The sequence below is a fragment of the Sandarakinorhabdus sp. FBCC-B8862 genome (assembly GCF_059745315.1).
This window is the reverse complement of sequence record NZ_CM185574.1, coordinates 2,242,410-2,266,404: the sequence shown is the minus strand read 5'-3', so window position 1 is coordinate 2,266,404 and position 23,995 is coordinate 2,242,410. Positions and strand designations below refer to the sequence as shown.

Below are 23,995 nucleotides of genomic sequence, written 5' to 3'. Positions count from 1 at the left end.
GCCGCTACACTCGCAACAGATCACGGCGGTTCAGCGGCCGGGCAAACAGCTCAGCCAGATCGCCCGCCTGTTCATAGCCATGGATGGGCGAGAACACGAGTTCGATCGCCCACTTGGTCGAAAGCCCGGTCTTTTCCAGCGGATTGGCCAGGCCCAGCCCGCACACGGTCAGATCCGGACGGCTGGCCTGCACACGGTCAAGCTGCTTTTCCACATCCTGGCCTTCCGAAATCAGCGTGCCGGGCGGCAGGGCGGCCAGTTCATCGATCAAATGGCCCTTGTGGAGATAGGGGGTGCCAACCTCCACCAGCCCCATGCCCAGCTCGCCGGCCAGGAAGCGCGCCAGCGGCACCTCCAGCTGGCTGTCGGGCAGGAAGAAGATGCGCTTGCCGGCCAACTTGCCCCGGTGCGCGGCCAGCGCCTTGCGCGCCCGCTCGCGCGGCGGCGCCGTCACCATCTCGAACCGGTCCTCGCTCACGCCAAAGGCCTGGGCCGCCGCATGCAGCCAGGCCGTGGTGCCTTCGGCGCCAAACGGGAACAGCGCCGGCAGATGCACCGCCCCCCGCTTGTCAAGCGCGGTGCCGGTTTCGGCCAGGAACGGCTGCGCCAGCAGATAGCGGGTGTTGGGCCCCACGCCCGGCATCGCCCCGGCACGGCGGGCCGGCAGGCTCACCACCTTCTCGATGCCCAGATCGGCGAACAGCCGCAGGAACTGGTCTTCCACCACATCGGGCAGGCTGCCCACCACCATCAGCTGCCTGGCGTCGCTGAACGGCAATTCCGGCACCAGCGCGGCGAGGCAGGCATCCTCACCCTGCGTGAAGGTCGTCTCGATGCCCGAACCGGAATAATTGAGCACATGGCAATTGGGCGCAAAACGCTGGTTCAGCCGCTGCGCCGCGCGGCTCAGGTCCAGCTTGATCACCTCGGACGGGCAGGAGCCGACCAGGAACAGCATGCGGATGTCAGGCCGGCGCGCGAGCAGGCGGGTCACCACCCGGTCCAGCTCCTCATTGGCATCGGCCAGGCCAGCCAGATCCTTTTCCTCAATGATGGCTGTGCCAAAGCGCGGTTCGGCAAACACCATCACCCCCGCCGCCGATTGCAGCAGATGGGCGCAGGTGCGGCTGCCCACCACCAGGAAAAACGCATCCTGGATCTTGCGGTGCAGCCAGATGATCCCGGTCAACCCGCAGAACACCTCGCGCTGGCCCCGTTCGCGCAAAATGCCGTCAGCCCCCACGGGGGGCGCGGCACAGGCGTTGGGGCCAGCCCCGCTCATGCCGCCTGGGCCACCGGATGGGCGCCGGCCATCACATCCGAGTCGGCGGCGTGCACGGCCTGCGCGGCCGGCTGCGACGACAGCCGGGCCTGCCGCAATTTCCACACGAACTGGGCAGCGTTGATGACATAGGCGACATAGGCAGCCAGCGCCGTGCCGAACAGCACGCCATCATCGGCAATGCCCGTGAACAGTCCCACCAAATACAGCGTGTGCAGGATGATCACCAGCATCGAGAACACATCTTCCCAGAAAAAGCTCTCGTGAAAAAGATACTGGCCAAAGACGACCTTTTCCCAGATCGCGCCGGTGATCATGATCGTGTAGAGCGCGATCGTCTTGATCACCACCGACCAGATCGCCCATTCATAATTGTTGCCGGTGTTGAGGTAATCAATCACCAGATACAGGCTGACACCGAAGATCAGGAATTGCACCGGAGCCAGCAGGCCCTGCACCAGGGTCCATTTCGTGCTGTCACGGCGGACGCGTTCCTCAGGCGTGTAAAGCGGCCGCTCCCCGGTCGCCGACACCACGTCTGACGCTGCTGCTGACAAACCCCTTACCCCTCAAATGCTACGCAATTTTCCCTATCACCACCCCCCTAGGTGTCAACCGGGATTGCGCCCCGGCTGTCATGCCGGCTTGTCAGCGCCGATGCCGCGACGGGCGCGACAGGCCCCGTCAGCCCGGCTTGCGTTGCGCCGCAGCAACGCGGCTGCGAAATCATCGTGAAATGCCCACATCAGGCGGTTGCCAGCCGGTCAGGAGTGGCCTAGCCTGTGTCAGTCTGTCGCGACAGGTGGAACAAAACCAACCGGCAGACGTGGGAGCCGCCGCCTCTAGGGCGACGGGAACAGGTGATGACGTCCATGATGGACATTGTGGCGGACGCGACCAGCGCCGCCACCAAGGGCTGGAATCGCGCCCGGCGTGCTGCATTTGGCGGCAACGGCGGCGATTCCGCTGCGCCCGGCACCGCCCAGCCCGATGCTTCCGCCCTCGCCCGCCTGATCGAGGCGGACATCATTCCCCGCCTGCTCGCCGGCCACGGCCAGGCCCAGGCCAACAGCGACGGCGTGCGCCTTCCGGCCGGGTTGGTGGCGCGGCTGGCGCGGGCCCTGCTGGATGATGATGCCGCCGTGCTGGTGGAGGAGATCGAGGCGCTGGAAGCCAAGGGCCATGCCCCGCAGGCGCTGATGGAAGACCTGATCGGCCCCGCCGCCCGCCTGCTCGGCGATTGGTGGCTGGCCGATGACATTGATTTCGTGGACGTCACCATGGGCCTGTGGCGCTGCCAGATGCTGGTGCACGCCCTGTCGGCCCGCCACCCCGGCGGCGCCGCTCCCGCCGCGATGCAGCGTCACGCCCTGATCCTGCCGGCGCCGGGCGAACAGCATGTGCTGGGCGCCATGATCGTCGAGGATGCCTTCCGCCGCGCCGGCTGGGCCACCCACTCCGGCCCGGCGCTGGATGAGGATGCGCTGGTCAGCCTGGTGGCGCGCGAGGGGTTTGACCTGATTGGCCTGTCGGCGGGCAGCCAGCGCGTGCTCGCCGGCCTGACGCGCACCATCGCGGCGCTGCGCCGGGCGGCCGGGCGGCCGATCCTGGTGCTGGTCGGTGGCCCGGCGGTGGCGGGCGAAGCGGCGGTGGCGCGCCGGATCGGGGCAGACGGCGCCGCCCGCGATGCGGCGCATGCGGTGGCACTGGCGGAACTGCACCTGGCGGGCCAACCGCCAGTGCGGGCGGTGGTGGCGACAGCATGAGGGCGGCAGGGATGAACTGGGGGCCGGAGTAATACGGCATGGATGCAAGAAATTATAACAATATCAGTGCCCTGCCCAGCGATGGGGCAATTGATCTGGCGGCCCTGGTCGCCAGCCGACCCGACAGCGCGCTGGCTGCCCTGCTCGCCGCCGCCGATCTGGTGCTGGTGATCAGCGCTGCCGGCCGCATCGATCAGGTGCATGTTGGCAGCGGCGATATTGATCCGGCCGAAGTGGCTGGCTGGGAAGGCGATGATTGGCGCGCCACCGCCCTGCCCGACAGCCAGGGCAAGATCGATGCCCTGATGAACGATGCCATCGCGCCGCGCTGGCGCGAGGCCAATCATCACGGCAGCGAAGGCGAGCTGCCGATGAAGTGGCTCACCCTGCCGCTGCCCGGCAACCGCCGTCTCGCCATCGCCCGGGATCAGCGCGTCGCTGCCAGCCTGCAGCAGCGGCTGGTGCGCGCCCAGCAGGCGATGGAGCGCGATTCGATGCGCCTGCGCCAGCTGGAAACCCGCCACCGCCTGCTGTTCGACACCGCGGCCGAGCCGATCTTCATCATCGACGCCGCCAGCCGCCGTGTGCTGGAGGCCAATGCCGCCGCCCGCCGCGCCACCGGCCTCACCGCCCACGCGCTGGACGGCCAGAATTTCGCTGCCCTCGTCCATCCCGACGATCATGATGGCACCATCGCTGTCCTCGGCGCGCTCACCGCCAGCGAGCAGCGCCACCCCGCCCGCCTGCGCCTTGCCGGCGGCCAGAGCTTTGCCATGAGCGCCAGCCTGTTCCGGCAGGACCGCGACAACCGGCTGCTCATCCGGCTGACCCCGCTCGACCTTGCCGCGCCGGCCGCCAGTGAGCCGTTGGCCGATGCCATGGAGCGGATGCCCGATGCGTTCGTGCTGACCGACGACAATTTCGACATCATCGCCGGCAACGGCGCCTTCCTCGATCTGGTCGGCCTCGCCCGCGCCGCCGATCTCGTCGGCCAGCCGATCAGCCGCTATCTCGGCCGCCCCGGCATCGATCTGGGCGTGCTCACCATCGCCCTGCGCGATCATGGCACCGTGCGCGGCTTTGCCACCATCGTGCGTTCGGGCGCCGGTGATCCGGCCAGCAGCGAGGGAGAGGCCGTTGAAGTCTCCGCCGTGTCCTCCAGCGAGATCGGCCAGCTGCGTCACGGCTTCTCGATCCGCCCGGCCAGCCGCGATGCCGCCCAGGCCGCCGGCGCGTCCCTGCCGATGAGCCAGCTCACCGATCTGGTTGGCCGCGTCTCCCTGAAGGACATCGTGCGCGAATCCACCGATCTCATCGAACGGCTCTGTATCGAAGCCGCGCTCAACTACACCGACGACAACCGCGCCTCGGCCGCCGAAATCCTCGGCCTGTCGCGGCAAAGCCTCTATTCCAAGCTCCACCGCCACGGCCTCGGCAACCTGGGCGACAACGACAGCAGCAACGACAATAACGACAGTTCGGGCGGCTGATCCCGGCGCGGCAAAAGGTGGCGCGCGCCGGCCCAAGTGTCTCGCGGCGTTGACGCCCCGGCGGCGTCAAGACTAGTTTACAGCATGGAACATGTCCCCCCGCCGCGTGCCGATGCCGTGCTGCCCGCCACCGGGCTTCCGCGCCCGCGCGCCGTGCTCGAGCTGTTGAAACCCGTCACCTGGTTTCCGCCAATGTGGGCCTTCATGTGCGGCGTCGTCTCCTCGGGCGTGCCGCTGGCCGACCGCGTTGGCTTTCTGATTGCCGGCATGCTGCTCGCCGGCCCGCTGGTCTGCGGCAACAGCCAGGCCATCAACGACTGGTTCGATCGCCATGTCGATGCCATCAACGAACCGCAACGCCCGATCCCGTCGGGCCGCATCCCCGGCCGCTGGGGCCTCTACATCGCCATCCTGGGCAGCATCATCAGCCTCGCCATCGGCTTCATCATCGGCCCGGTGGTCGGCATCGCCACCATCGTCGGGGTCGCCATGGCCTGGGCCTATTCGGCGCCGCCGCTGCGCTTCAAGGCCGAAGGCTGGCTCGGCCCGCTGGTCTGCGCCGCCGCCTATGAAGGCGTCAGCTGGTTCACCGGGGCCGCCGTGATGGCCGGCGGCGTGCCCGATAGCCGCATCATCTGGGTGCTGTGCATGTATGCGCTCGGCGCCCACGGCATCATGGTGCTCAATGATTTCAAGGCGGTGAAGGGTGATGCCCAATCCGGCGTCAACAGCCTGCCGGTGCAACTCGGCGAGCGCAACGCCGCCGAAATCGCCTGCTGGACCATGGCGCTGCCGCAGGTGGTGGTGATCATCCTGCTCGCCCGCTGGGGCCTCGCCTGGCCCGCCGCCATGGTTGCCTTCTCGCTCAGCATGCAGGTGGTGCTGATGCAGCGCGTGCTCGCCGCGCCGGCCGCCAACGCCCCCTTCTACAACGCCACCGGCACCACCCTCTATGTGCTGGGCATGCTCACATCCGCCTTTGGCCTGTCGGTGATCGTGTGATGCAACCGCTTTCCTGGGCAGGCATCGCCCGCCTCGGCCTCGTCCAGAGCGCGCTGGGCGCCATCGTCATGCTGGCCTCCAGCCTGCTCAACCGCATCATGGTGGTGGAATATGCCACTGCCGCTGCGCTGCCGGCCGGGCTGGTCGCCTTCCATTATGGCGTGCAGCTGTCCCGCCCGAAATGGGGCCATGGCAGCGATGCCGGCTGGCGCCGCACGCCGTGGATCATCGGCGGCATGGCGGTGCTGGGCGCCGGCGGCCTGCTCGCCACCTTCACCACCACCCAACTTGGTGGCCCGTTCGGGCCGGCACTGGCGGCGCTGGTGCTCGCTTATGCCATGATCGGCATCGGCGTCGGTGCGGCCGGCACCTCGCTGCTCGCCCTGCTCGCCACCCGCACCGCGGAAGCCCGCCGCCCCGCCGCTGCCAGCCTCACCTGGATCATGATGATCATCGGCATCGTCATTTCGGCCGGCACCGCCGGTGCCCTGCTCGATCCCTTCACACCGGAACGGCTGCTGACGGTCGCGGCCGGCGTCGTGGCGGTCGCCTTCACCCTCACCTGCCTTGCCGTCTGGGGCGTCGAAGGCACGCCGATGGCTGAGGAAAAGCGCGAGGCTGCCCCCTTTGGCGAGGCCATCGCCGCCATCTGGGGCGATCCCCTCACCCGGTTGTTCAGCATCTTCGTCTTCTTCTCGATGCTGGCCTATTCGATGCAGGATCTCATCCTCGAGCCCTTCGCCGGCCTCGTCTTCAACATGACGCCCGGCCAATCCACCAGCCTGTCGGGCGTGCAGCACCAGGGCGTGCTGGCCGGCATGATCCTGGTCGGCGTCGGCGGCCATGCCTTTGGCGGCCGCCAGGGCCTGAAACTCAAGCGCTGGATCGTCGGCGGCTGCCTCGCCTCCGGCCTGGCGCTGGCCAGCCTGGCGCTCGCCGCCCGCGCCGGCCCCGGCTGGCCGCTCAGCCTCAATGTCGGCCTGCTCGGCTTTGCCAATGGCATGTTTGCGGTCGCCGCGATCGGTTCGATGCTGGAACTCGCCGGGCGCGGCGGGCCGGGCCACGAAGGCATCCGCATGGGCCTGTGGGGCGCGTCGCAGGCTGCTGCCTTCGGCATTGGCGGCTTTGTTGGCGCGCTGGCGGTGGACACGTTGCGCAAGCTGGTGGCCAGCACCGGCCAGGCCTTTGAACTGGTGTTCTGGGTCGAAGGCGGGCTGTTCATCATCGCAGCGCTCATCGCCCTGAAACTCAACGACAGCATGGCAAACCAGGCGGGCAGGCCGAACACGCAGGAGGCAATGGCATGACCGAGATGTTCGACATGGTGGTGGTGGGCGGCGGCCCGTCGGGCGCCACGGCGGCCAATGATCTGGCCTTGCAGGGTTTCAAGGTCATGCTGCTCGACCGCATGGGCCGCATCAAGCCGTGCGGCGGCGCCGTGCCGCCGCGCCTGCTCAAGGATTTCGACGTGCCGCTGGATCTGCTCTGCACCACGGCCAACAGCGCCCGCATGATCAGCCCCAAGGACAACAAGGTCGACATGCCGGTGGGCGAAGGCGGCTGGGTCGGCATGGTCGATCGCGACGTGTTCGACGAATGGCTGCGCGCCCGCGCCGCGAAGAACGGCGCCGATCGCCGCGACGGCACGTTCGAGGCGCTGGAACGCGATGCCGATGGCACCGCCATCGTCTGCTACCGGCCCAAGGGCGCCCCGCGCGGCAGCGACCCGGTGAAGGTGAAGACCAGGATTCTGATCGGCTGCGACGGCTGCAACTCGGCCGTTGCCCGCGCTGCCCTGCCCGATGAGAAGCTGCCCTTCGTCGCCGCCTATCACGAGGTGGTCGAAAGCCCGCCTGAAGGATTCAAGGGCTTTGAAGGCAATCGCTGCGATGTCTTCTACCAGGGCAAGCACAGCCCGGATTTCTATGCCTGGGTGTTCCCGCACGGCTCCAAGACCAGCATCGGCACCGGCAGCGCTGTACAGGGCTTTGAACTCAGAAAGGCCGTCGCCAAGCTGCGCGACGAACTGGGCATGGCCGAAGACACGTGCAAGACCGTGCGCGTTGAAGGCGCCCCCATCCCGCTGCGCCCGCGCAAGAAGTGGGACAATGGCAAGGATGTCGTGGTGGCCGGTGACGCCGCCGGCACCGTCGCCCCGGCCAGCGGCGAAGGCATTTTCTATGCCATGACCGCCGGGCGTGAGGCCGCCCGCGCCGCCGCCGAAGCGGTGAAGACCGGCGATGCCTCCAAACTGGCGCTGGCCCGCAAGCGCTTCCTCAAGGGCCATGGCACCGTGTTCACCGTGCTCGGCATCATGCAATGGTGGTGGTACCGGTCCGACACCATGCGCGAGAAATTCGTCAAGCTGTGCATGGACAAGGACATCCAGGAATTGACCTGGGAAGCCTATATGAACAAGGAACTGGTCAAGCGGAAACCGCTTGCCCATGTCCGCATCTTCCTGAAGGATTCGGTGCAGTTGGTGACGGGCATCCTGTCGGGTGGCGGCATCCGCGAAGGCAACACCGCCGGCAAGCGCGCGCAGGTCTGACACCCCGGCCGCGCCGCCCCGGCAAAAGGGGAGGCATGATGGCGCGATTGTCGGAACAGGCGTGGGTGCTGCCCGCTGCGGTTGCGGCAGTGGCGGCCAGCTTCACGGCCGCGGTCGGCGCCACCATCACCGATATCGGCCCCTGGTACATGGCACTGAAACAGCCGGACTGGGCGCCGCCCACCTGGCTGTTCGGCCCGGCGTGGACGCTGATCTTTGGTCTGTGCACCATGTCGGGCGCCACTGCCTGGCTGGCGGCGCGCACCCGCTCCCAGGCCGAATCGGTGATTGGCCTGTTTGCCCTCAACGGCTTTCTCAACCTGCTCTGGAGCTTCCTGTTCTTCCGCCTGCACCGGCCGGATTATGCCGCGCTGGAAGTGGGCGTGCTGTGGAGCAGCATCGGCATCCTGTGCTTCGTGCTCTGGCGCTTTTCCCGCCCGGCGGCGCTGCTGCTGCTGCCCTATTGGGCCTGGGTCAGCTTCGCCGCCATGCTCAACCGCGCCATTGTCGAGTTGAACGGGCCGTTCTGAACCGCCTCAGCCAGCGGGCTTGGCCGGCTGATCCTCCGGCTTGGCCGGCCCGGTGTCCGGCGGCGGCAGCGGCGGCAGATTGGTGAAATCGCGGCCGATCGTGTTGGGCTTGGCCAGCGTCGGCACGCCGGGCGCAGCCTCCTTCTCTTCGGCCTTCTTTGCGCCGCAGGCGGCCGTGGCAAGCGCCAGCGCCAACAGTCCAGCCGCTGGCAAAATTCGAATCATCACTGAACCCTCGCAGCAATTTCGCAATCAATAGTGCATGAAGCCTGCGGCCATAACAATGGTGCCGGCTCAGTCCGGCTTCAGCGCCGCCGCCGCCGCAAAGGGCCCCACCGCCAGCGCCACCAGGCTGGCCGCACCGAGCAGGCGGAAGGCGCCAGCCACATCGCTGCCCACGCCAAAGATCAGCACCGGCAACGCTAGTGGCAACACGATCAGCCCGGCGAGCGCCCCGCCACCCTTCAACCCGGCGGTCAATGCGGCGGCCACCACCGCCAGGCTGGCCAGCGCCGGCGTGCCAAGCAGCAAGGCCAGCCCCAGCCGCAGACCGGTCGCCGCATCCAGGCCCAGCAGCACGCCGGCCACCGGCAGCGCCGCCAGCAACGGCACGGCAAAGCCAAGCCAGTGCGCGGCGATGCGGGCGGCGCACACCAGTTCCAGCGCGATGCCGCGGGCGATCAGCTGATCGATGCTGCCATCCTCCACGTCGGGGGCCAGCAATGTCTCCACCGGCAACAGGCTGGCCAGCAGCGCCGCCACCCAGATGATCCCCGGCGCGATGCGGGCCAGCAGCCGCGCATCCGGCCCCACGGCAAAGGGGAACAGCGCCGCCACCAGCACGAAGAACATCACCGGCAGCCAGATCGCCGGCGACCGGGCGATCAGCAGCAGATCGCGGCGGAACAAGGCCCACAGCATCAGCCGAGCCTCAGCGTTGCGGCATCATCCAGGCCGATATCGCCATGCACCGCCGCCACCACCAGGCCGCCCGCCGCCCGGTGCGCCGCCATCGCCCGCGCCAGCAGCCCGGCCGACGCCGTGTCCAGCCCCGCCGTCGGTTCATCCAGCAGCCACAGCTCCGCGCCGGCGGCAATCACCCGGGCAATCGCCGCCCGCCGCTTCTGCCCGGATGACAGCATGCGGCACGGCACATCCACCAGCGCCGCGAGGTTCATCGCCTCCAGCGCCGCCGGCAGCCGCGGCAGCCCGCCATCCAGCCGCGCCCAGTGGCTAAGTTCCGCACCCAGGCTCTGGCGCGGTTTCAACGCCACCTCGTGCCCGGCAAAGGCGCGCCGGCCAGCAAAAGCCACACTGCCGGCCGCCGCCGGCAACAGCCCGGCCAGCAGCCGCAACAGCGATGATTTTCCGGTGCCGTTGGGCCCGACCAGCAGCAGTGCGCCGCCGGGCGCCACGCGGGCCGAAACCCCCTCAAACAGCATCCGCCCGCCACGCCGGCAGGCCAGATCGGTGATTTCAAGCGCTTCGCTCACCCGGTCAGGCTTAACCGCCGGCCCTGCCGCCCGCAACTGGGCAAGCCCGGCAATTCAGGCTATGGCGCGGATCATGCCCCCTGCCGATCGTCCGCAACTGTCCACCTCCAGCAATCTGGCTGTGAATTTTGGCCCGCTGCTGCTGTTCTTTGCCGCCAGCAAGGCCGGCAAGGCGATGTTTGAACGCGGGCAGCTGCCCGGCCTGCGCGACGCCGACATGGCCAGCGCCATGATCGGCACCGGCGTGTTCATCGTTGCCAGCCTGATCGCCGCGCTGTGGCACTGGGCCAAGACCCGGCATCTGCCGCCCGCAATGATCTTCACCACGGTGATCGTCGTGCTGTTCGGCGGCCTCACCATCTGGCTGCAGGACAAGGCGTTCATCCAGCTGAAGCCCACCATCATCTATGGCGTGTTCGCCGCCCTGCTGCTTGGCGGCCTGCTCACCGGGCGGCCCACCCTGCAGCTGGTGATGGGCGACGCGCTGCCCGGCCTCACGGATCGCGGCTGGCGGCTGCTCACCCGCAACTGGGCCCTGTTCTTCCTCGCCCTGCTCGCCGCCAACGAAGCCGCGCGCCGCTTCCTCAGCTATGACGACTGGCTCAGCTTCAAGGTCTGGGGCGTCACCGTCGCCATCTTCGCCTTCACCATCGCCCAGACGCCGCTGCTGACCAAACATGGCCTGAAGCTGGATTGATCCCGCCTCAGCGCGGCGCCACCGTGAAGGCTGGCGGCACCGGATCATTGGCCACCCGCTCCACCAGCGCATAGAAAAACCGGTTGAAATCGCGCGCCGCGGTCAGGTCCATCGGCGTCGTCATGTCATCCTGCGGCCGGTGATAGCGGCGCTGATACCAGTCCCGGTAAATCCGTTCCTCCTCGGTGCGCGGGTCGTAAGCGAACACGAAGTTCAACCCCGGAATGCCGGCCTCCATGAACGGCCAGCTGTCCACCCGGCGAATGAGGTTGCGCTCCGGCTCAAGGTCGGGGCGGATCTGGATCTTCAACCCCTGCGCCACCTGCTTGGCAGCTTCGGCCAGCGTCGTCGGCTCCTTGCTGTGCATGGTCAGCGCCTTCAACGGGAACAGCGGCCGCAACTGATCCAGGTTGATCACGCCGGCCACCTCGCCCTTGGGCACGGTCGGATGCTGCAGCCACCAGCGCGCGCCCAACAGGCCCTTCTCCTCCGCCGTCCACACCGCAAACAGGATCGGCCGGGCATAGCCCTTGCCCCGGCGCCGTTCCGCCAGCTGCGCCAGCAACGCGACATAGGCCGCATCGTCCAGCGCGCCATTGTACAACGCATCGCCGTTCACCGGCTCGCCAAAGCCATAACCATCGATATGGGCGCCGAGCAGCAGATGCTCGCCCGCCTTGGCCTTGTCGGTGCCGGGCAAGCGCGCGATCAGCTGTTCGGATGCAAAGCGCCGGGTCGCCGTGGTCAGGTTGGCCTCGAACCGGCCGGGCACATCGAAACGGTCGAGATCGCGGTGGTAGGTGCCCTCGGTCAGGATGGTCGACGCCAGCCGGCCGGTGCCGGCGATCAGCGTCGCCAGCGCCGCGCCGTTCACGCGAAACTGCGGCAGGCCGCTGGGCAGCGGCGCGCCGTCATGCGCCACGCTGCGCGCATAGGCATCGGGCCAGCGCGGCGGCTCGATATTGAACCCGACATCATCGATGGTCAGCACCGCGACCGCGCCCGCGGCCGTCACCGCTGCCAGCCGCTCCGCCGCCGCGGCCCGGCCCGTGCGCCGGCTTCCGTAACAGATGGCGATCTTGCCCTTCAGCTCCGGCCCGGCCTCCGCCTTGCTGCAATAGCCGGCAAAACGCATCGGGGCCGACAGGCGGGCCGGCAGATCAACGGCAGCGCGCGGCGTCACCTCGTGCAGGAATTTCAGCGGCATAGCGCTGCCGTCGGGCTGCACCACCCGCATGCTGGCCGCCGTCACCTGCACCTCGTGCAGCGGCACCATCTGGCGGTATGTGCCATTCTCACCCGCCGGTTGCAGCTTCGCCCGCTTGAACCAGCTCTCCACCAGCGCAATGGCGCGGGCATGGCCAGAGCTGCCGGCATCGCGGCCCTCCATCGCATCGCTCGACAGTTCCGCCGTCCGCGCCAACCAGGCGCTGGTGTCGGCATCCGGCTTGGCCAAAGCAGAGGTGGCAATCAGGGCGGTGAGCAGCAGGATCCGGCGCATGGGGCTGACTTTGCCCGGCTGGCCGGAAAACTCAATCCTCGCCAAACTTGTCCAGCACCAGCCCGGCCAGCTTGGCCACCGCATCCTCAGCCTGCGGGCCGGTGGCGCTGATCTCGATCTCGTCACCCATCGCTGCTGCCAGCATCATCAGGCCCATGATCGATGTGCCGGTCACATCAGAGCCATCGTGGCTCACCACCACCTCGGCATCAAAACCCGATGCCAGGGTGACAAATTTTGCACTGGCGCGCGCGTGCAGCCCGCGCCGGTTGGTGATCGGAACCTTCACGGGCCCGGCGGTCGCGCTCAAGCCGCTTCGCCCAGCATGCGGCTGGCGACCGCGATATATTTACGCCCGGCATCCTGGGCGGCCTGAACCGCCGCCTCCACCGTGCAGCTCTTGCGCACGCTCGCCAGCTTGATCAGCATCGGCAAATTCACCCCGGCGATCACCTCCACCTGCGGCCCCAGCAGGGAAATGGCCAGGTTCGATGGCGTGCCGCCAAACATGTCGGTCAGGATGATCACGCCGCTGCCGCTGTTGCAGGCCTTCACCGCCGCGGCAATGTCGGCCCGGCGCAGCTCCATGTCATCCTCGGCCGCGATGCAGATCGTCTGCACGCACGTCTGCGGGCCGACGACATGCTCCATCGCCGCCTTGAACTCCACGGCAAGATTGCCGTGCGTCACCAAAACCAATCCGATCATTGGTTGCTGGCCTCACCCGCTTTGCCTGAGTCTGTCAATGGGGGGCCTGCCACCACGGCGGCATCACCCCCCTGTTTTGCGATGTCCCGGTGCACCAGCGCCACGGTCTGCCCGGCATCCGCCAGCCGCGCTGCCAGCGCCCGCGCCACCGCCACGCTGCGGTGCCGCCCACCGGTGCAGCCGATGGCGATGGTGAGATAGGATTTCCCCTCCCGGGCATAGCCTGGCAGCAGGCTCTGGATCAGATCGTCGATCCGGTCCAGCGTGCCGGCATAAAGCGGATCAGCCGCCACATAAGCCGCCACCGCCGCATCTTCCCCGGTCAGCGGCCGCAACGCGGCATCCCAATGCGGATTGGCCAGAAAGCGCATGTCAAACACCAGATCGGCCTCACGCGGCAGGCCGGTGGAAAAGCCAAAGCTCATCACCGTCACCGTCAGCCCCGGCGAAAAGCCCCCACCAAAGCGCTCCGTCACCCGGGCGCGCAGATCGGTCACCGACAGGTCCGACGAATCAATCACCAGGTCAGCGCTGCGCTTCAAAGCGCCCAACAGGTCGCGCTCCGCCCGGATGCCATCAATGGCCGGCCGGTCCTGCGCCAGCGGATGCCGCCGCCGGGTTTCGGAAAAGCGCCGGATCAATACATCATCGGCACAGTCCAGGTAGACCAGCCGCACATCGCGCCCGGTGTCGCGCAGCGCCGCCACCCGGGCACTCAACGCCTTGGCATCAAAGGCGCGGGTGCGGCTGTCCAGCCCCAGTGCGATCGGTCGCAGCGCGGCGGCCGCCAGCAACCCATCCAGGAGGCCAATGGGCAGATTGTCGACAACTTCATGTCCGGCATCCTCCAGCGCCTTCAGCACGGTGGATTTGCCGGCACCCGACAGGCCGGTAACGATCAGGATCGGTTGCACCGCTGCACTGCTGCCAGCCAGGCCATGATTCGCCAAGGCCCGGGCTGCCCGTTCCGGCGCCGATGCGCCAAAGGGATCAAAGGCCAGCAATGGCACCGCCACGCCCAGATATTCCGCCCAGTCCGCCGCAGGCAACCGCTCCGCCGGCCGGCCAAGATCCAGCGCCAGCGCCGCCGGTGCCGGCTGGGTCGCCTCCGGCACGATGCCAACACCGCGCACTTCGATCAGGCCGGCCAGCCGCGCCGGCGCACTGGCGATCAGGGCCTCGCCATCGCGGCTCAACACCACCCGGTCATCGGCCACCAACGTCCAGCCGGCCGCCACCAGCCGCAGCGCCAGATCGGATTTGCCGCTGCCCGCCGGGCCCAGCAACAGCACGGCGCGCCCGTTCAGCGCCACCGCCGTGGCATGAATGGTGGCCGCGCCCGTCATGCCGCCGGCAAGCCCAGACGGAACAGCGCGCCGCCACCCGGCGCATCCTCGACGCTTATGCTGCCGCCATGCGCCGCCACAATGGCCGCCGCGATCGACAGGCCCAGGCCGCTGTGCCGGCCAAAATCCTCATGCCCCGGCCGCTCCGAATAGAAACGGCGGAAAATGTCACTGCGGTTGGCGGCCGGCACACCGGGGCCCTGATCGGCCACCGTCACCTCGACCCGGTCCCCGGCTGCGGCCAGCGCGATGCTCACTTGGCCTGCGTCGGGCGAAAAGCTGATGGCATTGTCGATAAGGTTGCGCAGCACCTGGGCCAGGCGGGCGGCATCGCCCTCGATCGCCGGCAGCCGCGCCGGCACCGGGGCCAGCGCCACAGCCACGCCGCGCGGCAGGCCGGCCACGCCATAGGCCTGCACCAGCCCGCTGCACAGCCGCGCCAGGTCCACCGGCTGAAACCCGGTGCGCGACAGTTCGGCATCCAGCCGGCTGGCATCGGCGATGTCGGTGATCAACCGGTCGATGCGGGCAACATCGTCGCGGATCACCGCCAGCAACTGGGCGCGCAGTTCGGGCTGCTCCACCTGTTCCAGCACCTCCACCGCCGAACGCAGCGAGGCGAGCGGATTCTTCAGCTCGTGCGCCACATCGGCGGCAAAGGCTTCGGTCGCATCGATCTGGCCGCGCAGCGCGATGGACATGTCGGAAATCGCCCGCGCCAACGCGCCGATCTCGTCCCGACGGTCGGGCAGGCGCGGCACCACCACCTCGCGGCTGCGGCCCAGCCGCACCCGATGCGCCGCCACCGCCAGCAGGCGCAGCGGCCGCACGATGGTGCGGGCCAGAAACACCGAAAGGAACAGGGTCAACCCCGTCACGCTCAACAGCAGCCAGCCCGATGTCAGCCGCTCGCGCCGCAGCAGCTCGGCCAGATCCTCTGCCGAATCGATCAGCAACACCGTTTCGCCACTGGCCAGTGGCGCCGCGGCCGACACGATCAGCGTGCCATCGCGCGCGCGCCGCAGATCGGTCACCGGCTGGCCGGCGGCCTGCGCCCGCGCCACCTCGCGCCAGCGCGCCGCCCGGTCTCCGGCCCGGCCCGGCGCCGGTTCGGCATAGGCCGGCAGATCGCGAAAGCCCAGCACCGCATCCAGCGCCCTGTCGATCAGCTTGGCCGCCGCCCGCCGCCAGCCATAGGCGGCCGGGTCCTCCACGACGAAGCGCGGGTTTTTCGGGCTCTGCCAATTGTCGGCCACAGCCAGGCCACCGCCATCATAGAGGCGCAGCCGCGCGCCGCGCGCCAGGCCCATGCCGGCCACCGCCGCCGCCTGTTCCGGGGGCGGCCGGTCAGCCAGCAGATGCGCCACCGCTGCCGCCTCGTTGGCCAGCGCATCGCTGCGTTCGGCCAGCAGCCGGTATCGCACATTGTCCAGATACAGCAGCATGATCGCCAGCACGATCACCGCCACCACGTTCACCGCAAAGATGCGGGCCCGCAAGCTGCCAAAGCCCAGGTTGCGGCGCCATTCCTGCACCGCTTCCTCGGCGCGGCTATTCCTCGTTGAAACGGTAGCCGACGCCATACAGCGTCTCGATCGCCTTGAACTGATGGTCCACCACGCGGAACTTCTTCCTGAGCCGCTTGATGTGGCTGTCGATGGTGCGGTCATCCACATAGACATCGTGGGAATAGGCCGCATCCATCAGCTGGTCGCGCGATTTCACAAAGCCGGGCCGGCTGGCCAGCGTTTCCAGGATCATGAATTCGGTCACCGTCAATGCCACATCGCCGCGCCGGCCATCGCCGCCATCCCAGAACACGCGGTGGCGGGCGGGGTCCATGGTCAGGCGGCCGCGCACGATGGGCTCGGCGGCCGGCTGATCGGGCTGCTCCTCGGCGGCTCGGCGGTTGGCTGTGCGGCGCAGCACGGCGCGGATGCGTTCGATCAGCAGGCGCTGGCTGAACGGCTTGCCAATATAATCATCGGCGCCCATGGCCAGGCCCAGCGCCTCGTCAATCTCGGTGTCCTTGCTGGTCAGGAAAATCACCGGCACCTGCACCTTTTCGCGCAACCGGCGCAGCACCTCCATCCCGTCCATGCGCGGCATCTTGATGTCCAGCACCACCAGGTCGGGCTGGTTTTCCAGCAGCGCCTTCAACGCGCTGTCACCATCGGAATACAGCCGCACGGCAAAGCCTTCGGCCTGAAGCGCAATCGATACCGAGGTGAGGATGTTGCGGTCATCATCCACCAGGGCGATCGTCGGGGCGGGCGGCGCGGTGCTGTCCATCGCCCGCCTATGTGGAACGCGCGCGCCCCGCTGGCAAGGGGTGCGCCCCGGTTGCCCACAGGCTGCTCCTGCATGCGCTGCATGGCTGCCCTGTCCGAAAGGATGGCATCGCCGCTTTTGACGAATACGTATGCGTGGGTTATGCGCAGCGCACAGCCGCGGGTGGGGCGTGGGGGCCCCGATTAAGGAGAATAGCCGTGCCGTCGACCGTGATTTCCAGCCATAGCCTTGCGGCCCAGGGCTATGACACGCCCGCCAATCTCCACTGGAATCTGCTCACCGGCGCCCTCGTCGAGCTGGCCGTGCAGCGCGGCGAAGGCCTGCTGTCCGAACATGGCGCGCTGGTGGTGAAAACCGGCAAGCACACCGGCCGCTCCGCCAACGACAAGTTCATTGTGCGCGATGCCGCCACCGAAAGCACCATCTGGTGGGACAAGAACAAGAGCATCACGCCCGAACAGTTTGCCGCCATCAAGGCCGATTTCCAGACGGCGCTGAAGGGCAAGGCCGATCTGTTCGTGCAGGATCTTTATGGCGGCAGCCAACCCGAACACCGGGTCAAGGTGCGGGTGATCACCGAATATGCCTGGCACAGCCTGTTCATCCGCACCCTGCTGGTGCGCCCGGAACTCGCCGATCTGGCCGACTTCCTGCCGGAATATACCATCATCGACCTGCCCAGCTTCACGGCCGATCCGGCCCGCCATGGCTGCCGCAGCGAAACCGTGGTGGCGGTCGATTTCGAAGGCAAGACCGTGCTGATCGGCGGCACCGCCTATGCCGGCGAAATGAAGAAGTCGGTCTTCTCCATCCTCAACTATCTGCTGCCGCAAACCGGCGTGATGCCGATGCACTGCTCCGCCAACATCGGCCCCAACGGCGACACCGCCATCTTCTTCGGCCTGTCCGGCACCGGCAAGACCACCCTGTCTGCCGATGCCAGCCGCACGCTGATCGGCGATGATGAACATGGCTGGTCCGACACGGCGGTCTTCAACTTCGAAGGCGGCTGCTATGCCAAGATGATCCGTCTTTCGGCCGAAGCCGAGCCGGAGATTTACGCCACCACCCGCCGCTTTGGCACGGTGCTGGAAAATGTCGTCATCGATCCGGTCACCCGGAAGATCGACCTGGATGACAACAGCCTCGCGGAAAACAGCCGCGGCTCCTATCCGATCGAGTTCATTCCCAACGCCTCGGCCGACAATATGGGCCCGGTGCCGCGCAACATCATCATGCTCACCGCCGACGCGTTCGGCATCCTGCCGCCGATTGCCAAGCTCACGGCGGATCAGGCCATGTACCATTTCCTGTCGGGCTACACCGCCCGCGTCGCCGGCACCGAAATCGGCGTCACCGAACCCGATGCCACCTTCTCCACCTGCTTTGGCGCGCCGTTCATGCCGCGCCACCCGTCGGTCTATGGCAATCTGCTGAAGGAACGCATCGGCAAGGGCAATGTCGATGTGTGGCTGGTCAACACCGGCTGGACCGGCGGCAGCGCGACGGCCGGTGGCCACCGCATGCCGATCAAGGCCACCCGCGCCCTGCTCAACGCCGCGCTGGATGGCAGTCTCAACACGTCAGAATTCCGCATCGATGAAAATTTCGGCTTTGCCGTGCCGGTCAGCGTGCCGGGCGTTGATCCCACCATCCTCAACCCGCGTGACACCTGGGCCGACACCGCCGCCTATGACGCGCAGGCGAAAAAGCTGGTCGGCATGTTCATCGCCAATTTCGCCCAGTTCGAAGCCCATGTCGATCAGGGCGTGCGCGAATCGGCTCCCAAAGCGGCCTGAACCAGACAAGTTTGAATCACCATCATGTGGCCGATGGGCCACATGATGGCTGATTTGTTCGAAAAATAACGCGCCTGCGGCATTTGCCTCGTTGAAAAGCCCCTGACGCCCGGCAACAACACGGACGTCCAATTTTCAATCTGGGGGGCTACCAGTGTTCAACAAGACGATGCTTCTGCTTGCCAGCTCCGTGCTGGCCGGCTCTCTGGCCAGCGCGGTGCAGGCCCAGGAAAAGGCCGCCGCCGCCGAAACCGCCGCAGAGGAACTGGTCGTCACCGGTTCGCGCCTGAAGGGCAGCCCCAACGAAACTGCGCCGCTGCCGATCACCACGGTCGATGCCGCCGCCCTGCGCGCGCTGGGCAACAGTGATCCCACCGCCACCCTGCGCCAGATCCCGGCGCTGCTCGCCTCGGGCACCGTGGCCGATTCCATCGAGCGCGGCGCCGGCGGTGTCGGCCAGGCCACGCTGAACCTGCGCCAATTGGGCGCCAACCGCACCCTGGTGCTGGTCGATGGCTATCGCCACGTCTCCGGTGTGGCCGGCAGCCAGACGGTTGACGTCGCCACCATCCCCAACGCCCTCATCGAGCGTGTGGACGTGCTCACCGGCGGCGCCTCGGCCGTCTATGGCGCCGACGCCGTCACCGGGGTCGTCAACTATGTGCTGAAGAAGAATTTCACCGGCCTCGCGCTGGATGGCCAGTTCGGCATTTCCGATTATGGCGACGGCCAGACCTATCGCATCGAAGGCACCTGGGGCACCAACTTCGCCGACGGCAAGGGCAACATCACCTTCTCGGCCGGCTACACCAAGGATACGGAAATCCTGTTTGCCGACCGGCCGGCCACCGCCAACAACGGCCGCGGCAACAACAGCACCACCTATTCCAACCCGTTCAAGCGGTTCCAGAAGGGTGACATCAACCCGGCCACCATGCCGAACTTCGCCAACTATTACCGGGTTGGCGGCCCCGGCCCGCGCACCAGCCGCATCAGCTTCGGCCCGCTGATCCCCACGGCCGCCCAGGCCGCCACGCTGTTCCCCGGCGTCACCCTCACCGCCGCCGAACAGGCGCTCATCGCCCGCGCCGCCGGTGCGCCCTCCTTCGTGATCGCGCCGCAACCGGCCTTCGGCATCTCGTCCAACGCCGGCCTCATCTTCCGCGCCGATTTCGCCCGCTTCTCCACCGACATCAACGGCAACGGCATCGCCGATTGCAACGAATCCTATGTCGGCTGGACCGGCTTTGGCGGCGGCGGCTGCTATGTCTCCACCCCCGGCGGCGGCGTGCGCATCTTCCAGGATGGCATCATCTCCACCAGCCAGAACCAGTTCGGCGGCGATGGCGCCCCGGAACGCGTCAACGCCCAGTCGCTGATCCCCGGTTCGCAGCGCATCTACGCCAATTTCCGCGGCAATTATGAACTGTCGCCGGCGGCAGAGGTGTTCATCGATGCCAAATACACCCGCAACAGCGCCATCAGCCGCAGCGCCTACAACAGCTTCTACGATTCGCTGCTGATCCTGCCCGATAACCCGTTCATCCCGGCCGCGCTCAAGGCCGAATCCGATGCCGCCGGCGGCCTGCGCGTCTCCCGCGACATGACCGATCTCGGCGACGGCATCAGCCGTGCGCAGCGCCAGACCTATCGCATCGTCGCCGGCGTGCGCGGGGAGATCACCCCGCACCTCAACTACGAAGTCGTCGGCAACTGGGGCAAGACCGACAGCGCCAACACCTTCGAAAACTCGGTGCTCTATGATCGCCTGTTTGCCGCGCTCGATGTGGTGCGCGGCCCCAACGGCCAGCCGGTCTGCCGCGTCTCCACCGGCAACACCACCCCGCACCCGGGCTCCGAAAGCTTCCCGCTGATCGCGCCGGGCTTCTTCACTTTCCGCCCGGGTGACGGCACCTGCGTGCCCGCGAACATCCTGGCCGGCGCCAACAGCATCAGCCCGGCTGCTGCCAAGTGGATCACCACCCCGACCACCAACCGCTCCCGCCTGGAACAGACGGTGTTTACCGCCCTGTTCACCGGCGACACCGGCGGCTTCCTCAACCTGCCCGGCGGCGCCGTGCAGTTCGCCTTCGGCGGCGAATATCGCGAGGAAATCTCCCGCTCCATCTTCGATCCGCTGGTGCTGGGCATCATCCCGCAAACCGGCCCGGCCAATCTGGTTGGCAAGTTCATCGGCGACGTTGAACCCACCAACCAGTCGCTGGTCTTCGATCCGACCAACCGCACCAACAACGCCGGCGGCAAGTTCAACGTCAAGGAAGTGTTCGGCGAAATCAAGCTGCCGATCCTGAAGGACGCGCCCTTCTTCCACGAGCTGAGCCTTGGTGCAGCCGGCCGCTATGCCGATTATTCCACCGTCGGCGGTGCCTTCACCTGGAACGTCAACGGCACCTGGGCGCCGATCAAGGACATCAAGCTGCGCGGCACCTATTCCCGCGCCATCCGCGCCCCCAACATCGCCGAACTGTTCGATCCGGCGCAGGGGGCCACCTTCCGCCCGGCCGATCCGTGCGACGTGATCAACCAGAACGCCACGTCCAACCGCAAGGCCAACTGCATCGCGGCGGCCACCGCACTGGGCATCGCCAACCCGGCGACGTTCATCGCCAACTATGCCGATCCGCTCACCGGCCGTTTCGGCGGCACCATTGGCGGCAACCCGAACCTGACGGAAGAAAAGGCCACGACCTGGACAGTGGGCGCCGTGCTGCAGCCCAGCTTCGTGCCCGGCCTGACGCTCAGCGCGGATTATTATTCGATCAAGATCCGCGACGCGATCAGCACCGTCACCGCGCAGGACATCGTCAACACCTGCTATGACAACACCACCTTCCCCAACCAGTTCTGCGGCCTGTTCGAACGCATCGGGCCCACCGCATCGGGCGCCACCTCGGCCACCCAGCCCAATCTGTTCGGCTTCCGCACACTCAACCAGCGCGTGCTGAACTTCGGCCGCATCGAAACCTCGGGCATCGATTTCTCGGCCAGCTACCGCTTCACCTTGTGGGACAAGAACAACATCAGCCTCGGCCTCAACGGCAACTGGACGGAGAAGGTGAACCGCTTCTTCGATCCGCGTGATCCCAACCTGGTCAACCCGGCGCTGCGCGAACTGTCGGTGCCGGAATGGTCGGGCGTCGGCTCGGTCACCGTCAACCGCGGCGCCGTCACCGTCGGCTACAATGTGCAATATGTGCAGTCCACGGCGGTGGCCAGCGCCATCCAGATCGAACGCATCGCCACCGAATTCGGCCCGGCCGGCTTTGCGCCCGATTACTGGATCCACAACATCAGCTTCAACGTGGACATCATCGACGACCGCTTCAGCCTCTATGGCGGCGTCAACAACCTCACCAACGCCGCGCCCTACCTGTCGTCCTCGGCCTATCCGGTCTCGGGCATGGGCCGCTTCTACTTCATGGGCATCCGCGCCAAACTCTGACGCGATCCCCAACCCAAACGCGAAAGGGCGGCCCCACCGGGCCGCCCTTTTTCGTTGCGGCGCCCGGCCAGGCCTGGCAGCCTGGCGGCATGAAACGCGCCTGGTTTGATGCAGACGGCGAAATCATGGCCGAACTGGAACCCAATCGCATCCTAGGCGACTTGGCCGATGCAACCCAATTCCCGACCGAACTGTCCCAAATCGCCGCCTGGCGTTTCACCATCACCCATCTGCAGCAACTTGCCGCCGCCCTCCCCAGCGCTCATGTCTTCATGGAATTCGCCATTCCGCGCATGGGCCGGCGGGCCGATGCCGTGCTGGTGATTGGCCCATTGATCCTCGTGCTCGAATACAAGGTCGGCGAACGCAGCTTCGCCCGCCACGCCATCGAGCAGGTGCATGGCTATGCGCTTGATCTCAAGAATTTCCACGTCACCAGCCACGACAAGGCGATTGTTCCCATCCTGATCGCCAGCGACGCGCCGCCGCAACAATTGGGCCTGGGCTTCTGGGCGGCAGACACGGTGCATGATCCGATCTGCCTCAGCCCCGGCGATGTGCTGCCCACCATCCAGCGGCTGCTCGCCAGCGGCGATGGCCCGGCCATCGATGCCAATGCCTGGGCCGATGGCGCCTATCGCCCCACCCCCAGCATCATCGAAGCCGCCGAGGCGCTCTATGCCGGGCATGATGTGGCGGCCATTTCCCGATCCGAAGCCGGTGCCGAAAATCTGTCGCGCACCGCCATTGCCATCGCCGCCGTAGTGGCCCGTATGCGCCGCCAGGGCGGCAAGGCCATTTGCTTCGTCACCGGCGTGCCAGGCGCCGGCAAGACGCTGGCCGGCCTCAACCTCGCCTGCCAGCGCCATCCCGATCACCCAGACGAGCATGCTGTCTTCCTCTCCGGCAACGGCCCATTGGTGCAGGTGCTGCAAGAAGCGCTGCGCCGCGATGGCAAGCGCGCGCACGGCACACCCGATCTGCCAGAAGCCCGCCTTTTGCAGGCGCGCGAGCCCAACGCCTTCATCCAGAATGTCCATCATTTCCGCGATGAATATCTGCCGGCCGATCGTGTGCCGTCCGAGCACGTGGTGATCTTCGACGAAGCCCAGCGCGCCTGGGACCGCGCGATGACCAGCGACTTCATGCGCCGCAAGAAGGGCCAGCCGGGTTTTGACCAGTCCGAGCCCGCCTTCCTGCTGTCGGTGATGGACCGGCGGCCGGATTGGTGTGTCGTGGTCTGCCTGATTGGCGAAGGCCAGGAAATCAACCGCGGCGAAGCTGGCGTGGCCGAATGGTTGCGCGCCCTGCAAGCCGATCTGCGCCATTGGCAGCTGTTCCTGCCGCCGCATCTGGTGGCAGAGAATGGCCCGCTCGACGGCGCCTTGCGCTGGCATCTGCAACAGCGCGGTGCCGTGGTCGATGCCGGCCTTCACCTTGCCGTCTCCGTGCGCTCCTTCCGCGCAGACCGCGTGTCCGCCTTTGTTGCCGCGCTGCTGGCCGAAGACCCCGCCGCCGCACGGTCACTGCGGCCCGACTCTGGCCAGTTTCCCATCCTCTTCACCCGCAATCTCGCCGCCGCCCGTCACTGGCTGCGCCGCCAGCGCCGCGCCGGCGAACGCGCCGGCCTGCTCGCCAGTTCCAACGCCATGCGGCTGAAGCCCGAGGGCCTGCACGTGAAGGCGCCGATCGATGTCTGCCACTGGTTCCTGAACGGCAATGACGATGTCCGCGCGTCCAACGCACTGGAGGATGCTGCCACCGAATTTGACGTGCAGGGGCTGGAGCTGGATTGGACAGGGGTCGCCTGGGACCTCAATTTCCGCCGTACCGCCACCGGCTGGCAGGCCCGCCAGTTCAAGGGCACCAAATGGCAGCAGACCAGCAGCACCGAATCCGGGCTTGGCCGCGCTGACTATGTCAAAAACGCCTATCGCGTGCTGCTCACCCGCGCGCGCCAGGGCATGGTGATCTTCGTGCCGCGCGGTGATGCCGCAGATGCCACCCGCCCACCGGCCGAATATGATGCCATCGCTGATTGGCTGGCCGCCTGTGGTGTGCCCGCACTGGCCTGA

Annotated in this window: 21 protein-coding genes; 10 read left to right on the top strand and 11 right to left on the bottom strand. The window is 67.3% G+C overall.

Translation table 11 applies throughout. The annotated features are described in order from the left end of the window. Positions 1–4 precede the first annotated feature (4 nt). On the bottom strand, positions 5–1,282 hold the full coding sequence (locus AC6BOR_RS10930; protein ID WP_498058471.1) for a ferredoxin:protochlorophyllide reductase (ATP-dependent) subunit N: 1,278 nt from the start codon (positions 1,280–1,282) through the stop codon (positions 5–7). Next, complete coding sequence (gene bchF, locus AC6BOR_RS10925; RefSeq protein WP_498058470.1) at positions 1,279–1,818, bottom strand: 2-vinyl bacteriochlorophyllide hydratase; 540 nt, start codon at positions 1,816–1,818, stop codon at positions 1,279–1,281. Before bchF ends, AC6BOR_RS10930 begins: the two co-directional genes overlap by 4 nt. 327 nt (positions 1,819–2,145) lie before the next feature. Here bchF and AC6BOR_RS10920 point away from each other — a divergent pair, with 327 nt between their 5' ends. The 6 genes from AC6BOR_RS10920 (at position 2,146) to AC6BOR_RS10895 (ending at position 8,621) form a co-directional block, all read left to right on the top strand. Beyond that, positions 2,146–3,048 (top strand): cobalamin B12-binding domain-containing protein, encoded by a 903-nt coding sequence (locus AC6BOR_RS10920; protein ID WP_498058469.1) that lies wholly within the window; start codon positions 2,146–2,148, stop codon positions 3,046–3,048. A 38-nt stretch (positions 3,049–3,086) separates the two neighbouring features. After that, on the top strand, positions 3,087–4,538 hold the full coding sequence (gene ppsR / locus AC6BOR_RS10915) for a transcriptional regulator PpsR (protein ID WP_498058468.1): 1,452 nt from the start codon (positions 3,087–3,089) through the stop codon (positions 4,536–4,538). A gap of 84 nt (positions 4,539–4,622) precedes the next feature. Then, the gene (gene chlG, locus AC6BOR_RS10910) at positions 4,623–5,540 is read left to right on the top strand and encodes a chlorophyll synthase ChlG (protein WP_498058467.1); all 918 of its coding nucleotides are present in this window, start codon (positions 4,623–4,625) and stop codon (positions 5,538–5,540) included. Beyond that, complete coding sequence (locus tag AC6BOR_RS10905) at positions 5,540–6,847, top strand: BCD family MFS transporter (protein WP_498058466.1); 1,308 nt, start codon at positions 5,540–5,542, stop codon at positions 6,845–6,847. The genes chlG and AC6BOR_RS10905 overlap by 1 nt, the downstream gene beginning before the upstream one ends. Beyond that, positions 6,844–8,091, top strand: a complete 1,248-nt coding sequence (locus AC6BOR_RS10900; RefSeq protein WP_498058465.1) for a geranylgeranyl diphosphate reductase — start codon at positions 6,844–6,846, stop codon at positions 8,089–8,091. Before AC6BOR_RS10905 ends, AC6BOR_RS10900 begins: the two co-directional genes overlap by 4 nt. A 35-nt stretch (positions 8,092–8,126) precedes the next feature. Further along, positions 8,127–8,621 (top strand): TspO/MBR family protein, encoded by a 495-nt coding sequence (locus AC6BOR_RS10895; protein ID WP_094473316.1) that lies wholly within the window; start codon positions 8,127–8,129, stop codon positions 8,619–8,621. A gap of 6 nt (positions 8,622–8,627) precedes the next feature. Here AC6BOR_RS10895 and AC6BOR_RS10890 read toward each other — a convergent pair whose 3' ends face one another. From AC6BOR_RS10890 to ccmA, 3 genes are all read right to left on the bottom strand, one after another. Continuing rightward, the gene (locus tag AC6BOR_RS10890; RefSeq protein WP_498058464.1) at positions 8,628–8,816 is read right to left on the bottom strand and encodes a hypothetical protein; all 189 of its coding nucleotides are present in this window, start codon (positions 8,814–8,816) and stop codon (positions 8,628–8,630) included. Between the two features lie 99 nt (positions 8,817–8,915). Next, the gene (ccmB, locus tag AC6BOR_RS10885; protein WP_498058463.1) at positions 8,916–9,542 is read right to left on the bottom strand and encodes a heme exporter protein CcmB; all 627 of its coding nucleotides are present in this window, start codon (positions 9,540–9,542) and stop codon (positions 8,916–8,918) included. Then, on the bottom strand, positions 9,542–10,114 hold the full coding sequence (ccmA, locus tag AC6BOR_RS10880) for a heme ABC exporter ATP-binding protein CcmA (protein WP_498058462.1): 573 nt from the start codon (positions 10,112–10,114) through the stop codon (positions 9,542–9,544). Before ccmA ends, ccmB begins: the two co-directional genes overlap by 1 nt. 73 nt (positions 10,115–10,187) lie before the next feature. Here ccmA and AC6BOR_RS10875 point away from each other — a divergent pair, with 73 nt between their 5' ends. After that, complete coding sequence (locus AC6BOR_RS10875; RefSeq protein ID WP_498058461.1) at positions 10,188–10,811, top strand: inner membrane-spanning protein YciB; 624 nt, start codon at positions 10,188–10,190, stop codon at positions 10,809–10,811. Between the two features lie 7 nt (positions 10,812–10,818). On the opposite strand, the gene AC6BOR_RS10870 is transcribed toward AC6BOR_RS10875, so the two are convergent. From AC6BOR_RS10870 to AC6BOR_RS10845, 6 genes are read right to left on the bottom strand one after another with little or no spacing between them, the layout of a single operon-like run. Further along, positions 10,819–12,312: a M28 family peptidase gene (locus AC6BOR_RS10870; protein ID WP_498058460.1), complete on the bottom strand. Its 1,494-nt coding sequence runs from the start codon at positions 12,310–12,312 to the stop codon at positions 10,819–10,821. Between the two features lie 31 nt (positions 12,313–12,343). After that, positions 12,344–12,601 carry an HPr family phosphocarrier protein gene (locus AC6BOR_RS10865; RefSeq protein WP_498058459.1) on the bottom strand — a complete coding sequence of 86 codons (258 nt, stop codon included), beginning with the start codon at positions 12,599–12,601 and terminating at the stop codon, positions 12,344–12,346. Positions 12,602–12,618: 17 nt separating this feature from the next. Then, positions 12,619–13,020, bottom strand: coding sequence for a PTS sugar transporter subunit IIA (locus AC6BOR_RS10860; protein WP_498058458.1), 402 nt, complete (start codon positions 13,018–13,020; stop codon positions 12,619–12,621). Beyond that, positions 13,017–14,366: an RNase adapter RapZ gene (rapZ, locus tag AC6BOR_RS10855; protein WP_498058457.1), complete on the bottom strand. Its 1,350-nt coding sequence runs from the start codon at positions 14,364–14,366 to the stop codon at positions 13,017–13,019. Before rapZ ends, AC6BOR_RS10860 begins: the two co-directional genes overlap by 4 nt. After that, positions 14,363–15,901 (bottom strand): sensor histidine kinase, encoded by a 1,539-nt coding sequence (locus AC6BOR_RS10850; RefSeq protein WP_498058456.1) that lies wholly within the window; start codon positions 15,899–15,901, stop codon positions 14,363–14,365. The genes rapZ and AC6BOR_RS10850 overlap by 4 nt, the downstream gene beginning before the upstream one ends. Before the next feature lie 16 nt (positions 15,902–15,917). Continuing rightward, complete coding sequence (locus tag AC6BOR_RS10845) at positions 15,918–16,658, bottom strand: response regulator transcription factor (protein ID WP_498058455.1); 741 nt, start codon at positions 16,656–16,658, stop codon at positions 15,918–15,920. Positions 16,659–16,855: 197 nt separating this feature from the next. On the opposite strand from AC6BOR_RS10845, the gene AC6BOR_RS10840 reads away from it, so the two are divergent. The 3 genes from AC6BOR_RS10840 to AC6BOR_RS10830 all read left to right on the top strand — a co-directional run bounded on the left by AC6BOR_RS10840 (position 16,856) and on the right by AC6BOR_RS10830 (position 23,995). Next, positions 16,856–18,457: a phosphoenolpyruvate carboxykinase gene (locus tag AC6BOR_RS10840; protein WP_498058454.1), complete on the top strand. Its 1,602-nt coding sequence runs from the start codon at positions 16,856–16,858 to the stop codon at positions 18,455–18,457. A 169-nt stretch (positions 18,458–18,626) separates the two neighbouring features. Next, positions 18,627–21,920 carry a TonB-dependent receptor domain-containing protein gene (locus tag AC6BOR_RS10835; RefSeq protein ID WP_498058453.1) on the top strand — a complete coding sequence of 1,098 codons (3,294 nt, stop codon included), beginning with the start codon at positions 18,627–18,629 and terminating at the stop codon, positions 21,918–21,920. A gap of 89 nt (positions 21,921–22,009) precedes the next feature. Next, a complete protein-coding gene (locus AC6BOR_RS10830; RefSeq protein WP_498058452.1) occupies positions 22,010–23,995 on the top strand; it encodes a DUF2075 domain-containing protein in 1,986 nt (661 codons plus the stop codon).

Excerpts from the sequence above, each read along its gene's own strand:
- AC6BOR_RS10930 (WP_498058471.1), bottom strand. The coding sequence starts at position 1,282 with ATGAGCGGGGCTGGCCCCAACGCCTGTGCCGCGCCCCCCGTGGGGGCT.
- AC6BOR_RS10920 (WP_498058469.1), top strand. The coding sequence starts at position 2,146 with ATGACGTCCATGATGGACATTGTGGCGGACGCGACCAGCGCCGCCACC.
- ppsR (WP_498058468.1), top strand. The coding sequence starts at position 3,087 with ATGGATGCAAGAAATTATAACAATATCAGTGCCCTGCCCAGCGATGGG.
- chlG (WP_498058467.1), top strand. The coding sequence starts at position 4,623 with ATGGAACATGTCCCCCCGCCGCGTGCCGATGCCGTGCTGCCCGCCACC.
- AC6BOR_RS10905 (WP_498058466.1), top strand. The coding sequence starts at position 5,540 with ATGCAACCGCTTTCCTGGGCAGGCATCGCCCGCCTCGGCCTCGTCCAG.
- AC6BOR_RS10900 (WP_498058465.1), top strand. The coding sequence starts at position 6,844 with ATGACCGAGATGTTCGACATGGTGGTGGTGGGCGGCGGCCCGTCGGGC.
- AC6BOR_RS10895 (WP_094473316.1), top strand. The coding sequence starts at position 8,127 with ATGATGGCGCGATTGTCGGAACAGGCGTGGGTGCTGCCCGCTGCGGTT.
- ccmB (WP_498058463.1), bottom strand. The coding sequence starts at position 9,542 with ATGCTGTGGGCCTTGTTCCGCCGCGATCTGCTGCTGATCGCCCGGTCG.
- AC6BOR_RS10875 (WP_498058461.1), top strand. The coding sequence starts at position 10,188 with ATGCCCCCTGCCGATCGTCCGCAACTGTCCACCTCCAGCAATCTGGCT.
- AC6BOR_RS10870 (WP_498058460.1), bottom strand. The coding sequence starts at position 12,312 with ATGCGCCGGATCCTGCTGCTCACCGCCCTGATTGCCACCTCTGCTTTG.
- AC6BOR_RS10860 (WP_498058458.1), bottom strand. The coding sequence starts at position 13,020 with ATGATCGGATTGGTTTTGGTGACGCACGGCAATCTTGCCGTGGAGTTC.
- rapZ (WP_498058457.1), bottom strand. The coding sequence starts at position 14,366 with ATGACGGGCGCGGCCACCATTCATGCCACGGCGGTGGCGCTGAACGGG.
- AC6BOR_RS10845 (WP_498058455.1), bottom strand. The coding sequence starts at position 16,658 with ATGGACAGCACCGCGCCGCCCGCCCCGACGATCGCCCTGGTGGATGAT.
- AC6BOR_RS10835 (WP_498058453.1), top strand. The coding sequence starts at position 18,627 with ATGCTTCTGCTTGCCAGCTCCGTGCTGGCCGGCTCTCTGGCCAGCGCG.
- AC6BOR_RS10830 (WP_498058452.1), top strand. The coding sequence starts at position 22,010 with ATGAAACGCGCCTGGTTTGATGCAGACGGCGAAATCATGGCCGAACTG.